16 protein-coding genes are annotated in these 14,176 nt (G+C 38.1%); 6 read left to right on the top strand and 10 right to left on the bottom strand.

The genetic code is table 11. The features are described from left to right. Position 1 precedes the first annotated feature (1 nt). On the bottom strand, positions 2 to 946 hold the full coding sequence (locus JM81_RS10675) for a carbohydrate kinase family protein (protein WP_144803216.1): 945 nt from the start codon (positions 944 to 946) through the stop codon (positions 2 to 4). Between the two features lie 181 nt (positions 947 to 1,127). On the opposite strand from JM81_RS10675, the gene JM81_RS10670 reads away from it, so the two are divergent. From JM81_RS10670 to JM81_RS10655, 4 genes are all read left to right on the top strand, one after another. After that, on the top strand, positions 1,128 to 2,261 hold the full coding sequence (locus JM81_RS10670; RefSeq protein WP_144803213.1) for an SPFH domain-containing protein: 1,134 nt from the start codon (positions 1,128 to 1,130) through the stop codon (positions 2,259 to 2,261). A 48-nt stretch (positions 2,262 to 2,309) separates the two neighbouring features. Then, on the top strand, positions 2,310 to 3,392 hold the full coding sequence (locus JM81_RS10665; RefSeq protein ID WP_144803210.1) for a DNA helicase PriA: 1,083 nt from the start codon (positions 2,310 to 2,312) through the stop codon (positions 3,390 to 3,392). Continuing rightward, positions 3,389 to 4,123 (top strand): metallophosphoesterase family protein, encoded by a 735-nt coding sequence (locus JM81_RS10660; RefSeq protein ID WP_144803207.1) that lies wholly within the window; start codon positions 3,389 to 3,391, stop codon positions 4,121 to 4,123. Before JM81_RS10665 ends, JM81_RS10660 begins: the two co-directional genes overlap by 4 nt. 64 nt (positions 4,124 to 4,187) lie before the next feature. Continuing rightward, positions 4,188 to 5,186 (top strand): acyl-ACP desaturase, encoded by a 999-nt coding sequence (locus JM81_RS10655; protein WP_089261266.1) that lies wholly within the window; start codon positions 4,188 to 4,190, stop codon positions 5,184 to 5,186. Between the two features lie 60 nt (positions 5,187 to 5,246). On the opposite strand, the gene JM81_RS10650 is transcribed toward JM81_RS10655, so the two are convergent. From JM81_RS10650 to JM81_RS10610, 9 genes are all read right to left on the bottom strand, one after another. Then, the gene (locus JM81_RS10650) at positions 5,247 to 5,846 is read right to left on the bottom strand and encodes a hypothetical protein (protein ID WP_089261002.1); all 600 of its coding nucleotides are present in this window, start codon (positions 5,844 to 5,846) and stop codon (positions 5,247 to 5,249) included. Positions 5,847 to 5,877: 31 nt separating this feature from the next. Next, positions 5,878 to 6,792: an OmpA family protein gene (locus tag JM81_RS10645; RefSeq protein ID WP_144803204.1), complete on the bottom strand. Its 915-nt coding sequence runs from the start codon at positions 6,790 to 6,792 to the stop codon at positions 5,878 to 5,880. A 577-nt stretch (positions 6,793 to 7,369) separates the two neighbouring features. After that, a complete protein-coding gene (locus tag JM81_RS10640; protein WP_144803202.1) occupies positions 7,370 to 8,923 on the bottom strand; it encodes an aldehyde dehydrogenase family protein in 1,554 nt (517 codons plus the stop codon). Positions 8,924 to 9,001: 78 nt separating this feature from the next. Continuing rightward, positions 9,002 to 9,376 (bottom strand): DUF1304 domain-containing protein, encoded by a 375-nt coding sequence (locus JM81_RS10635; RefSeq protein WP_144803199.1) that lies wholly within the window; start codon positions 9,374 to 9,376, stop codon positions 9,002 to 9,004. Further along, complete coding sequence (locus JM81_RS10630) at positions 9,373 to 9,915, bottom strand: 3-hydroxyanthranilate 3,4-dioxygenase (RefSeq protein WP_089260998.1); 543 nt, start codon at positions 9,913 to 9,915, stop codon at positions 9,373 to 9,375. The genes JM81_RS10635 and JM81_RS10630 overlap by 4 nt, the downstream gene beginning before the upstream one ends. 108 nt (positions 9,916 to 10,023) lie before the next feature. Then, entirely contained in the window at positions 10,024 to 10,530 is a 507-nt protein-coding gene (locus JM81_RS10625; RefSeq protein WP_144803196.1) for a CAP domain-containing protein, read from the bottom strand. Positions 10,531 to 10,552: 22 nt separating this feature from the next. Next, positions 10,553 to 10,810, bottom strand: coding sequence for a hypothetical protein (locus JM81_RS10620; RefSeq protein WP_144803193.1), 258 nt, complete (start codon positions 10,808 to 10,810; stop codon positions 10,553 to 10,555). A gap of 5 nt (positions 10,811 to 10,815) precedes the next feature. Further along, positions 10,816 to 11,295, bottom strand: coding sequence for a CAP domain-containing protein (locus tag JM81_RS10615; RefSeq protein ID WP_144803190.1), 480 nt, complete (start codon positions 11,293 to 11,295; stop codon positions 10,816 to 10,818). Positions 11,296 to 11,482: 187 nt separating this feature from the next. Next, positions 11,483 to 12,007: a CvpA family protein gene (locus tag JM81_RS10610; RefSeq protein ID WP_144803187.1), complete on the bottom strand. Its 525-nt coding sequence runs from the start codon at positions 12,005 to 12,007 to the stop codon at positions 11,483 to 11,485. Positions 12,008 to 12,086: 79 nt separating this feature from the next. Between JM81_RS10610 and JM81_RS10605 the strand changes: the two genes are divergently transcribed. Both JM81_RS10605 and glpK read left to right on the top strand, forming a co-directional pair. Next, positions 12,087 to 12,443: a hypothetical protein gene (locus tag JM81_RS10605; protein WP_089260994.1), complete on the top strand. Its 357-nt coding sequence runs from the start codon at positions 12,087 to 12,089 to the stop codon at positions 12,441 to 12,443. A 164-nt stretch (positions 12,444 to 12,607) separates the two neighbouring features. Next, a complete protein-coding gene (glpK, locus tag JM81_RS10600; protein ID WP_144803183.1) occupies positions 12,608 to 14,098 on the top strand; it encodes a glycerol kinase GlpK in 1,491 nt (496 codons plus the stop codon). Positions 14,099 to 14,176: the final 78 nt, after the last annotated feature.

Raw genomic sequence — 14,176 nt, 5'->3', positions numbered from 1 at the left:
ATTAAGCGTCTAGTTGTTGCATAGTTGGCAAAGATTCTATGGCTCCAAAATTGGTCGTGGTAATAGCACCCGCTTTATTGGCTTTGGTTACCATATTGGTAAGTACCTCTTCATTATCCAATAATGCTTCAATAGTAGGATATTTGGCTATTTGATACAATAGGCAGCCAATGAAGGCATCACCTGCGCCCGTAGTATCTTTAGGGGTTACAGGAATACTCGCTATATTTTTTTGAAATTTTTTAGTACTTAACCAGGTCCCTTCACTTCCTAAGGTCACTACTATGATTTCCGTTCCCATTTCATGTAAAACTTCACAGGCTTCCTCTACGTTCTCTTTACCGGAAAGCAATAGTGCTTCTTCCAAACTAAATTTACATAATTGTGATTTTTCTATGAAAGTTTTGCACTTACGTTTGAATACATCCACCTTGTTTTTCCATAGGTCAACCCTATAATTGGGGTCAAAACTTATAAATGCGTTTTTGGTAAGGCCGTCAAATAAATATCTGCTATATGCTTCTTCTAAAGGGCCGCCCAATAATGCGGTAGCGGCTCCAAAATGTACAATGTTGTGTTCAAAATAAGTTTTATGGGAGGAGTCATAAACCAATTCCCTGTCTGCCCCTCTACTGAATACAAAATCCCTTTCACCATCCTCGTCCAATGAAACAAAGGCCAAGGTCGTAAAGATGTCAGATTCTTGGGCCATGGATATATCTACCTTTTCATCCTCTAATATCCTTAACAGAAATTTTCCAAAAGGGTCGTTTCCTACACAGCCTATAAAGAAGCTGTCCCCTCCTAATTTACTGATGGCACAAGCCACATTTGCCGGTGCTCCCCCTGCTTTTTTGGAGAATTCATTTGCTTTAGATAAATCGTTCCCCTGATTTTCGGCAACAAAATCAATCAATAATTCCCCAATACAAAATATCTTTTTCATAAATCTAAACCGTAATTAGAAATTCTAAGTTAATTAGAAAATATACCTATTTCCTAAAAATTCTTAATGAAATATTAAAATACCACTATGGGCCGCATTATTAACGATTATTATTCCGTGATATTTTGGCTCTGCTCTTGAAATGCATATCTTGAATTGCACAAAACAAAATTAGCTGACCATGAGCATATTCGATGAAATTAAAAAGAAACTTAGCCACGAATTTATAGATATAATAGAGTGGCTAGATGTTAACAATGAAACAATAGTCCATCGTTTTGAGCGCTATCAGAACGAAATTAAAAATAACGCACAATTAATTGTTCGTGAAGGGCAAGTGGCGGTATTTATTAATGAGGGGCAATTGGCAGATGTGTTTAAACCTGGCACCTATACATTGAACACTAAAAACCTGCCTATTCTTACCACACTAAAAGGTTGGAAATATGGTTTTGATAGTCCGTTCAAGGCTGAGGTATACTTTGTAAATACAAGACTTTTTACTGATGAGAAGTGGGGAACCAAAAACCCTTTCATGCTAAGCGATGACAGGTTTGGGTTGGTAGAGATCCGGGCTTTTGGTACCTATAGCTTTAGAATAAATGACCCAGGAAAATTTGTGATCGATGTGGTAGGTACAGATGGTAATTTTACCAACTATGAAGTCAATGAGCACTTAAAAAGTTTGATCGTAACCCGTTTTACCGATACCGTAGGCGAGGCAAACCTTCCTATAGAACTATATGCTGCAAATACTAGTGAATTGTCTGAAACTTGCCAAGAGGTCATGCAACCGGAATTTAATAGGGTAGGTATAGAATTGGAAAAATTCTATATTGAAAATGTTTCCATGCCGGAAGAACTTAAAAAGGAAATATTTGAATATAGTAGGTTAGATAAGTTGGATATGGGCAAGTTGGCTCAGTTCAAGGCGGCCAAAGCAATGGAGCTCGCTGCAAAGAATGAAGGTGGTACCGCCGGTGCGGGTATGGGCATGGGTATGGGTTTTGTGTTGGCGCAACAGATGGGCGGTATGATGGGGCAACCTAGTGGACAACCTTTTGGTGGGCAACAGGTCCAACCGCCAAGTCCACCACCAATACCGGTTGCCGTAGGATATTTTTATGCCGTTGGTGGGCAGCAATCCGGTCCGGTACCTATAGATAAATTAAAGGAATTGTTTGCTAGCAGGAGTATCAATAGAGATTCTCTTATTTGGAAACAGGGAATGGAACAATGGGCACCATTAAAGGAAATAGAGGAGCTTAAATCATTTTTAGGAGGAAATACCCCGCCACCTTTACCCTCCGCCTAAACAAGATTATAAGTAGGTCACTACCCTTTAACCACAAGGGAATTTACTATGGACGAAATTCAAAAGTCAGAATACAAAAAGGCATGTGCCAATTGTGGGGCAGAGTTAAAGTTTAAACCTGGTTCGCATCAGTTAACTTGTGATTATTGTGGGTACGAGGAGTTTATAGAACAATCCAAAAGCAGTTTTGAGGAGCTTGAACTGGAACACTATTTACGGATAGTTGGGGAAAATGCATATACCCAGACGATTGAACTGCTACATTGTAAAAATTGTGGTGCAAATCAACATGTAGAAGAAAATTACAAATCGTTACAATGTGTGTATTGTAGTGAACCTTTAATACGTGAAGATGTAGAAAAAGAAGGATGGATATTGCCCGGAGCACTGGTACCTTTTCAATTAGATGCAAGAAAAGCCCAGGCAGTGTTCAGGAATTGGGTAGCAAAACTTTGGTTTGCCCCCAATAAATTAAAAAGGGCCGCTCTGGATCCAGAAGGGTTACATGGCCTTTATGTGCCCTATTGGACTTTTGATGCCAATTTAAAAGCATCCTATCAAGGGCAGCGTGGAGATTATTATTATGAAACGCAAACCTATAACAGTAATAAAGGTAAAAGGACAAGGCAGGTAAGAAAAACCAAATGGACATATGTTTCCGGAAATATCAGTGGCTTTGTAGATGATATTCTTATAAACGCATCAGAAAAAAAACAAAGGGAAATTCCACCAAAAATAGGCCATTGGAATTTAAAGGAATTAGTTGCATTCAATTCAAAATATTTATCTGGATTTATAACTGAAAAATATTCCGTTTCATTAAAGGAAGGTCATCATCGTTCTTTTCAAGAAGCCAAAAACAGGGCTTATAACTGGATTAGAAGGGATATAGGTGGAGATACCCAAAGAATTTCCAATGCGGACATTAAATTGTTCAACGAAACCTTTAAACATATTTTGGTACCGGTGTATATAAGCTCTTATAGATATGACGGTAAGGAGTATAGTTTTTATATAAACGGGCAAACCGGTGTGTTAAGTGGTAGAAGGCCATATTCTTTCTGGAAAATTTTCTTTTTAGTGGTTTTTATCATTGTTGTAATTGCGGTATTTGCGATTTTTGCTAAATGAGTACAAAACGAACATTGGTTGTAGGGGATATCCACTCAGGATTAAAAGGTTTAGAGCAGGTATTAGATAGGGCCGCTGTAACAACAAACGATACCCTTGTATTTTTAGGGGATTATATTGACGGATGGAGCCAGGCGGTAGAAACCATTAATTTCCTTTTGTCGTTAAGGGAACAGTACCACTGCATATTTTTACGGGGAAATCATGACGAGCTTTGTTACGAATGGCTAAGGGGTGCCGCAGACAATCCTACTTGGTTTATGCACGGTGGTGAAGCAACCGTTAATTCATATAACAAGATAACGGAGACCGCTAAGGAAATTCATATGAATTTCTATGAAGGGCTAAACAATTATCATTTGGATAATAACAACAGGTTGTTCCTGCATGCAGGTTTTACCAATTTAAAAGGTATTGAGCATGAGTATTTCCAAAAAACATTTTATTGGGACCGTACCCTATGGGAACTTGCCCTGTCCTTGGACCGTAAATTGGATGAGGAACATATTCATTATCCAAAAAGGCTTAAGAACTATAATGAGATTTATATAGGCCATACCCCAGTTACAAGAATTGGTAAGACTACACCACAAAATGCGGCCAATGTTTGGAACATAGATACTGGGGCCGCCTTTAAGGGGCCGTTGACCATTATGGATATAGATACCAAGGAATATTGGCAAAGTGAGCCGGTTTATACGTTTTATCCCAATGAAATGGGTAGGAATTGATAAAACCTGTAACTTTACCTTAAAAGAGAGGGTTTTATTGACGAACTTTGAAAAAAAAGATACTATGCCGATTAAAAATATAAGATTGGAAGTGATGCAGGCATTGGAGCCTAAGGTTGAGGGATTTATGGATTCTTTCCTTATAAAACCTGAAGATATATGGCAGCCAACGGATTTTCTTCCAAATTCAGAAAAAGATACGTTTTTGCAAGAAGTAAAGGAATTGCGTGAGGAGTCCAAGGATTTGGGATATGACTTTTGGGTGACCATGGTTGCAGATACAATTACTGAAGAAGCTTTACCAACCTATGAATCTTGGTTAATGGATGTTGTAGGTATTGACCAACATGGTGATTATAAGACCAATGGTTGGGCCAAGTGGGTACGTGCATGGACTGCAGAGGAAAACAGGCATGGTGATGTATTGAACAAATATTTATACCTGTCCGGTAGGGTAAATATGAGAGAGGTTGAACTTACGACCCAACACTTAATTTCAGATGGTTTTGATATTGGAACCGATCGCGATCCCTATAAGAACTTTGTATATACTTCTTTTCAGGAATTGGCTACCAATATTTCGCACAAACGTGTTGGTCAATTGGCCAAGAAAAAAGGAAATGCACTATTAGGAAAAATGTGTACTATTATTGCAGGTGATGAAATGAGGCATCATTTGGCCTATAGGGAATTTGTGAAAACTATTTTTGGTGAAGACCCATCAGGTATGATGATCGCATTTGCCGATATGATGAAGAAAAAAATTGTAATGCCCGCCCATTTCTTAAGGGAGTCTGGCGGTACCATTGGTTCTGCATTTGAGAATTTTTCAAATTGTGCCCAACGTTTAGGAGTATATACGGCACAGGATTATGTAGATATTTTGGCTAAGCTAAATGCATTTTGGGAGCTGGAAAGCATGCGTTCCTTGAACGAGGAAGCAGAAAAGGCCAGGGATTATCTATTGAAGTTGCCAGCAAGGTTGGAACGAATTGCGGAACGCATGAAGTTTCCGGAAGACCAATACCATTTTAAATGGGTAGAGGCCAATGGTGCACTATAGGATATAAAAAATCCCGATTCAATGAATCGGGATTTTTTTATTATCGCTATTGAACATTGGTTACAGTTTGCCATGTTTATGTTCTTCTTGCCATTTGGCAAGTTCTTTCCATTTACCTTCATAACACATTTTTGCCTGCATAGGCCAAGAGGCAGGGTCATGAATTTTATATCTTTTACCGCCGGTGTCCAATACTTTCTGGCAGTCCGCTACGGTAGATTCAGATAGTGCTTTCCATGTTTTAATACCATGGTCCTTGAACATGCCTTCAATTTTAGGACCAATACCCTCAACAATTTTTAAATCGTCCTGTTTAATGGTTTTTCCATATACAGCCTTGGCCGCAGCAGCATCAAAAGCAATGGAACTTGTTGCTGCCCCAGCTGCAAAAGAAGCTGCAGTGGCACCTAAATTGGTGCTTGGAGCACTTTTGGCCACCGGTGACGGTTCTACTGTTTTACTGGCGGCAATGACTTTTTTGTTGCACGCATCCAAGTCTGCTTGTAATTTGCTGTTACTTGCTTTTAGCGTTGAGATTTCTGCAGAATTATCAATTTCGTTGTTTGAACCTTTGCCGATCAAATAGCCCAGGATACCACAGATGATTCCAACTAAAGCTGGAATGATCCAGCACCAAATATTCATAGTTTCAAAATTCATTTTTAATTTAATTTAGGAGATTAGTGTATGTTTATTTTAAAGTAATAACGGTTCTTCTGTTTTTGTCCCTGCCCTCTTCAGTGGCATTATCGGCAATTGGATCAGTTTGACCTTTTGAGGATGTTATGATCTTATCTTCAGATATACCATTTTTTAATAGGTAGTCTTTGGCAAAATTTGCGCGGTCCAAACCTAATCTCATATTGGTGCTGGCTTTTCCGGTGTTATCGGTATGGCCTACAATGTCAACTTGTGCTCCCTTTACTCTATCAAGATATTTAGAGATATCGGCAATTTTTTGACGCTGTGCCGCATCTAGCGTAATTGATGCTTGAGCGGTGTTGAAATATAGGATAAGGGGATCGGCCTGGATAGCATCATAAAGAGCTTTAAGTTCATCATCCGCCGTTTCTGATTTAGTGTCAAGACCAAATGAAACCGGACCATAATATATACCGTCTTTAGCGACCATATCATCCATAAGTTTGCCCAAAGTATTGATTTGGCTTGTTGAGACGCCTTTAGAAGCCAAGTCATTTTTAACGGAATTGGCCCTTGCAAGTCCTAAATTTGGAAAAGCTGTATTGTTTTCTTCATCACTGGTATAATACCCGGTGATATTAAGAATTTGATTTTCGTTACCGTCCAAATATGATTTTAGTTCTGAAATTCCCGTGTTAACTTCAGCACTTAAAGGTTGAACAAAATCATTGGATGAAAGGTTGAAGTTATAATTATCGTTCGAGGAAAAATTGAGACCTTCTCCCTGAATGGCAAAGGGAAAAGAAGTGGCTTTAGGAGTTACCACAGTTGCCGGTGTTTCCGTAACGGTTTTGGCTGGCTCTTTGGTAAATGAACCACATTCGCTGCAAAAATAAATATACAGGAACGTACCGGCTACAATGGTAATCAACATCAATAATAAATTGGTGGTTGTTTTAGACATTATATATAGTGTTTAGTGTTTGATGTACAATGTATTAAAAAAAACTTAACAATGTTAAAATTTTAAAAGCTAATTGCCTTATAGTCAATCTGTAGGTTATTTTCCAGATATACTTAAAAGATGACTATTTGTACAATCTTGGGGTTTATACATGAAAAGTTGAAATGTATACACCTTTAATTATTGCATTTTTGCAATATAGTTTTCAGGTATATATCTCCCCACAAAGATTGGGCATTGATATGACCTTTAAAGTTTTGAGTTAGTTGGTTAAAAAATCTTGTCTTCTATCATGTCGACAAGATTTTTTTATGCTAAATATTCAGGTAGCAAAAATCCAATTATACAATTTTTACGGTGAGTTGTACAGATTTTATAACACTATAAAATATAAAATGCTAGCTTTCTAAAGCACTATAAATGAAGGAGTGGAATGAAAAAAAGGATAAGAAATATATTTAATTTCCTCTGCATGTTCTTCCTACTTGGGCTTCAAACCCTGCTACAAGGAAGCTGGTCCAATGAGCCAGCAAACGGTAAGACCGCTTAAAACATTCAAAGGAATTAATCTACTATTTTAAAGGTCGAACTTTATACCTTGGGCCAATGGCAGTTCCGTGGTATAATTAATGGTATTGGTTTGTCTTCTCATATACACTTTCCATGCATCTGAGCCACTTTCCCTACCGCCACCTGTTTCTTTTTCTCCACCAAAAGCACCACCAATTTCAGCACCTGAAGTACCTATATTTACATTGGCAATTCCACAATCACTTCCCCAAGCGGAAAGAAATTGTTCCGCTTCACGAAGGTTATTGGTCATTATTGCTGAAGATAGTCCCTGTACCACACCATTTTGTATGGCAATGGCATTTTCCACATCACCGGAATATTTTATTAGATATAGAACTGGAGCAAATGTTTCATGCTGCACAATTTTAAAATGGTTTTCTGCCTCTGCTATGGCCGGACGTACATAGCAACCGCTTTCATACCCTTGTCCTTCCAATACTCCACCTTCTACAATGAGGTTGCCGCCCTCGTTGACCACTTGTTGCAATGCTTTATTATATTGTAATACGGCATCCGTATCAATCAATGGCCCCACATGATTATTTTCATCTAAGGGATTTCCTATTCTTAATTGGTTATAGGCAGCGACTATGGCATTCTTTACTTTATCATACATAGATTCATGTATAATCAATCTTCTGGTAGATGTACAACGTTGCCCCGCTGTTCCTACTGCACCAAAAACTGCTCCGATTACCGTCATTTTAATATCGGCATCTGGAGTTACTATAATGGCATTGTTGCCACCTAACTCCAATAACGATTTGCCTAACCGCGCCGCGACGGCCTGGGCAACAATTTTGCCCATTCGTATAGATCCCGTTGCTGATACCAATGGAATACGGGCATCACCGGTCATTAATTCACCTACGGTATAATCCCCGTTGATCAAACATGAAATTCCTTCCGGTAAATTATTCTCTTTGAAGACAGTCGCCGCTATATGTTGACAAGCAATGCCGCACAGGGGTGTTTTTTCTGAAGGTTTCCAAATACAAACATCTCCACAGATCCATGCCAAAGCAGTATTCCAGGCCCAAACGGCTACTGGAAAATTAAATGCGGATATTATGCCCACCACACCTAGGGGGTGATATTGTTCATACATTCTATGTCCCGGTCTTTCCGAATGCATGGTCAAACCATGCAATTGCCTGGATAGACCAACCGCAAAATCGCAGATGTCTATCATTTCCTGTACTTCTCCCAAACCTTCTTGGTAGCTTTTACCCATTTCATAAGAGACCAATTTCCCTAGCGGTTCCTTGAGTTCACGAAGTTTATCGCCAAATTGCCTAACAATTTCACCTCTTTGTGGTGCAGGTTTGGTCCTCCATTCCTTAAAAGCGGCAGTTGCGGTGCCCATTACTTGTTCATAATCTTCTTTAGTAGTGGTTTTAACCTTGGCGATCAAGGAACCGTCTACGGGTGAAAATGACGCTATAGTTTCACCGGATGAAAAATTGTTGGTACCTGTAGAGGAACCTTCGTTGATCTCCTTTATTCCTAAAACTTTTAGGGCATCGTAAATACCGAAATCTGAGGCTGTTTTTGACATTTTATAACTTTTAAAGCAATTAATGTTAGATATATTACAAAAATACAAAGAATATCATGTAATATAGGCGGGCAGAATTTATAAAAAATATTTTATGACTGCCCATAGAACAAAACCTATCAATGCGGGCATACCTTGAACAATAAATATTTTTTTAGCAACGGAATATGCCCCATATACCCCTGCAACAACTACACAGCCCAAAAAGAACAACGCTATATTTGCCGACCATTTTGGGTCGTTAATTATTAAGGACCATAGTAGGCCGGCCGCCAAAAATCCATTATAGAGGCCTTGATTTGCGGCCATTTGTTTAGTGGGTTCAAAAAGGTCACTAGGAAAATTTCTAAAAACCTTTTTGCCTTTTGTTGTCCAAGCAAACATTTCCAGATATAAAAAATAGATATGCATAGTGGCTACCACAAGCGTTATGACCTTAGCTAGGAAAATCATTCTTCTTTTGCAATAAAACGTTCATCTACAGGCATTACCGTACCACAATTATCACATGTTCGCAATGCTTTAGAGCTATAGAAGTGTTTAAAATGGGATAAAAAATCCTTTTCAATATCGGTCAGGGTAAAGTACGCTTCATATAATTTGTGGTTGCAATTATCACAGAACCAGAGCAAGCCGTCATCAACATTCATATCTGCTCTTTTTCGTTCTATCACTAAGCCAATGGATCCTTCCTTACGCACCGGGGAATGAGGTATTTTTGCAGGATGTAGATACATATCTCCCGGCCCTAGGTGCATGGTTCTTTTTTTACCATCTTCTTGAATATGCACTTCAATATTTCCTTCTAATTGATAAAAAAGCTCTTCCGTTTCGTTATAGTGGTAATCTTTTCTTGCGTTGGGTCCCGCTACGATCATGACAATATAATCTCCGGCATCTTTGTAAAGGTTTTTATTGCCTACGGGAGGTTTTAAGGAAGCTCTATTTTCTTCAATCCATTTATTAAGATTAAAGGGTGCTCTGATACTCATAGTTATAATTTTAATTGAAAGTTATAAAAACGGATGGCGCTTACCTAAAACTTGGACATAAAAAAAGCCTTTGTTCAACAAAGGCTTTTTAAAAACTATATTATTTGACTATCTAAAGAACAATTGGGTAAAATATAGGTCTCCATTGTTGTTTTCCTTAATACTTATGGCAGAGTAATCATAATCTCCTTCTATATTGACTCTATGTCCCGGGCTATCGATCCAAGCTTCAAAAGCTTCTTGTACCGTATCATAATTTCTTGCTACATTCTCCGCAACGTATACGGCTCCTGTTCTTTTTGAGATTTTTTCTGCACGTTCCCCAAATTTAGCATGGCTTGTGTTTCCTTTTTGTATCATATAGTCTGTATGAAGGCCCGCATAATAATAGGTAGTACCTTCAAAAGTCATCTCGTTTAGGCCAATACTTACTCTATAGGTATTGATTATATCAAACAGTTCAGCTTCCAAAGCATTGTGTTTATCAGAACTGACTAAGGTAACCTTTGTTGCCGGCTCTTCGTTTACTTCTTCATAACCTGCAAAATTTTCATATTTGGAACATGAGGACATTAAGATGATGAACAATGCTAAAGTAGATAAGGATAATTTCATTTTTGGGAAACTTTAATTTTAATTACAATTCAAAAGTACTCCCAAGAATCATGTTAGGAAGAAATATATCCATAGAGGTGCCAAAAAACTCGATAAGCTGTAAATTTAGCATTAATGGGCGCTTATCGACCAAGTGCATGGGTGTTTCATCGTAAAAAAGTGTATTTTGTATGGTTTTTCGCACTTCATCCGCTAAATAAAACGGATGAACGGAAATATCTATATGTAAGAAATCTCTTAAGGTACATTTTATCCCAAAAAGTGTATAAATTATCTGCAATTAGGTTATTGCTTATAAAAAAGCTGCGTAAAATAATAATTCCCTAAATCATCCTTTTTGACGCTAACACCGGTATGGGTAAAATCTCCTTCCATTGTTTTTTTGTGATTACTGCTTAAATACCACCCTTCAAAGGCCTCTATGGCAGACTTATAATCCTTGGCCACGTTCTCTGCCACCATTTTCACTTCTATCTCAGAATTGATCTTAGCGGCCCTGGAACTAAAATTATCATGGCTTATGCTGCCTTTTGCAATCATATAGTCAGTGTGAACATTGGCGTATTTATAGGCCACTTCACTAAATTCAAGCGCATTGATGTTTAAACCAATTCTGTGCTTGTTTACAATTTCCAATAGGTCGAGTTCTATATCAAGTACATTCTCTGTTTCTACATAGGGCAAACCTTCTACAGGGTCACTGGTGCAAGAACCAAGAATTACTACAAATAGGACAGCGACCGCATAATGCAATCTCATTTTCATATAGTGTCATTTTGTAATAAAGCCTTTTTGGCGTAGCGAAGTAGGTTTGTAAGATGAGAATGTTCTAAGTTCTCTATCGATAGGGGATATCGATAAGTAATATTAAAGAAATCTTGGCATTGTAGGGTATACTTGGTTCTTTATTCGTTAAAAGGTCAGAATTAAGGGAATAAGTGCTTTAATTACACTAAATGACAACAGGCTCGTTAGTAGATTCTTTGGGATGTTCGTTATTGTTGAGGACTTGATCGAACAATAAGGCGCCAATTTCCTTTATGGGCTGGTACAGTATGGAATTTTTTTTTGTTTGTTCATCAAGTAGGTTAAGGGTGTTGTCCACACGGTCAAAAAAAATGAATGCAGCACCTAATATGATGGCTATTTTTAAGGAGCCAAAAATAGCTCCTGCTATTTTATTCAAAAGGCCCAACATGGCCAAGTTGGCCACTTTGGTCAGTAATTTACCCGCTAGGTTTACTAAAATGATGATTAGGATAAATGTAATGATGAACGCCAAAATACTCATGTTGCGTTCATTCCATTCTAAATGGGTAGATAAATAGTTTCCGGTAATATATGAAAAGTGTATGGCCCCAAATATGCCTGCTACTAGTGCTACTATGGAAGCCAATTCCATAAAAAGTCCATTTTTAAAGCCTTTGTAAAGACCCCAGACCAATGGTAATAGTAGTAAAATATCTAAAAGGCCCATTTGCAATGTGTTTTCACAAATATAGAACTTTGAGTTGTACCTTTGAAATGTCCAAAAAGTACGATAGAAATTAAATATTATGGCCAGGGATATACAATTAAAGGAACGTTGGGAGAATTTGGTAGAAAAGCTTTCCGTAAAATTTTCTGATGGGGACCCATTGGAACTGGATGCCATTATTTATTTAGTTGGTGTCCAAGAGTTGGGCCAATACCATAGAAAGTATAAGAAAGATGATAAATTAGATTTAATGCATATTGCCATCTGTAGGCTGTTGGAACCTTATGGATTTTATGAATTTAGTTTTTTTGATGAGGATGGTTGGCCCCATTATACCATTAATGAAGAGTTGCCCCCTCTAAAAGCAGGTGAACAAACCGTATTGATGAAGGAGGCGATTGTAAATTATTTTTTGGAAAAAGAGTTTATTAAGTAAGGGACTTCAAAAACTTTTTAAAGTTAAAAGTATAGAAAATTGTACGCTAATTTGGTATTATATAGGTGTAGAATATTTACTGTAGCATAGAATAGCATAAGTTACTTTTTATCTTCTTTGAAATCGATATTAAATCTGCTATATTTAAAAAAATATCGTAAAAAATGTCAAGGAAATTTATTATATCATTAGATCAAGGTACCACAAGCTCTAGAGCTTTATTGGTTGACCATGCAGGTACCATTAAGGGAATGGTCCAAAAAGAGTTCAAGCAAATATTTCCACATTCTGGTTGGGTAGAACATGATGCAGAGGAAATTTTGACCACGCAAATGGGTGTGTTAAAGGAACTTTTGGACAATGAAAATGTATTGCCATCTGAAATAGTGGGTATAGGTATTACCAATCAGCGTGAAACTACGGTGGTTTGGGACAAAAATACCGGCAAACCTGTATATAATGCCATTGTTTGGCAAGACAAGCGTACAGCGGATATCTGTGAACATTTAAAGAAGACAGGCTTAACGGAACATGTAAGGAAAACTACCGGTCTGGTAATAGATTCTTATTTTTCAGGTACTAAGGTAAAATGGATATTGGACAATGTTGAGGGAGCCAAGAAAAAAGCAGAAGCAGGGGACCTGTTAATGGGGACCATAGATACGTGGCTGGTGTGGAATATGACCAAGGACCATAAGCATTGTACCGATTATACAAATGCATCACGTACCATGATATATGATATCGTAAATTTAAAATGGGACGATAAAATGTTGAAAGCTCTGGGTATTCCAAAAAGTATGTTGCCAGAAGTAAAGCCTTCTTCTGCCCATTTTGGAGACTATGAAATGGATGGTGTTAAGATACCTATAGCCGGTATAGCCGGTGATCAGCAGGCGGCTTTGTTCGGTCAGGCTTGTTTTAAGAAAGGTTCGGCAAAAAACACCTATGGGACAGGGTGCTTTATGCTAATGAACACAGGCGAAGAACCGCAATTCTCAAAAAATGGATTATTGACTACAATTGCCTATGGTTTAAACGGTAAGGTAAATTATGCCTTGGAAGGTAGTATTTTCATTGCCGGGGCAGCGGTACAATGGTTAAGAGATGGCTTAGAGCTTATAGCGCATGCTAAGGAGACAGAGGAATTGGCCAATTCAATTGAAGGTGAAAATTCTGTGTATGTAGTACCGGCTTTTGCAGGTTTAGGTGCCCCTTATTGGGATATGTATGCCAGAGGTGCCATATTTGGATTAACACGTGATACCGGTAAGGCACATATAGCCAAGGCCACTTTAGAGGCCCTTGCCTATCAGACCAAGGATATTCTAAAGGCCATGGAAGATGATTCCGGTATTCAACTTAAAAATCTTAGGGTAGACGGCGGCGCATGTGCCAATAACCATTTAATGCAATTTCAGGCCGATATTTTGGATTCGGAGGTGCATAGGCCGGAAATTATTGAATCTACCGCAATGGGAGCCGCTTTTTTGGCGGGCATACAAGTTGGCTTTTGGGAGCAATCTGATATTGATGAGAACAGACCCATGGACCGTATTTTTAAACCCACATTTGATCGCGTAAAGAGAAAGCGTCTCTATAAGAAATGGCAGAAGGCGGTTGAACGTACAAAAGGTTGGGAAGACGAAGAATAGTTTTAAAACATCAATTTTACAATTAAATAATTTTATCGAGCATATTTAAAAGTGGTCCTAACCATATCTTTGGGCTGC

This window comes from Maribacter sp. MAR_2009_72 (assembly GCF_007827235.1).
Classification (GTDB): Bacteria; Bacteroidota; Bacteroidia; order Flavobacteriales; family Flavobacteriaceae; genus Maribacter; species Maribacter sedimenticola.
Note: the sequence above shows the minus strand (reverse complement) of the source record. Positions and strands in the feature narration are given on the sequence as shown.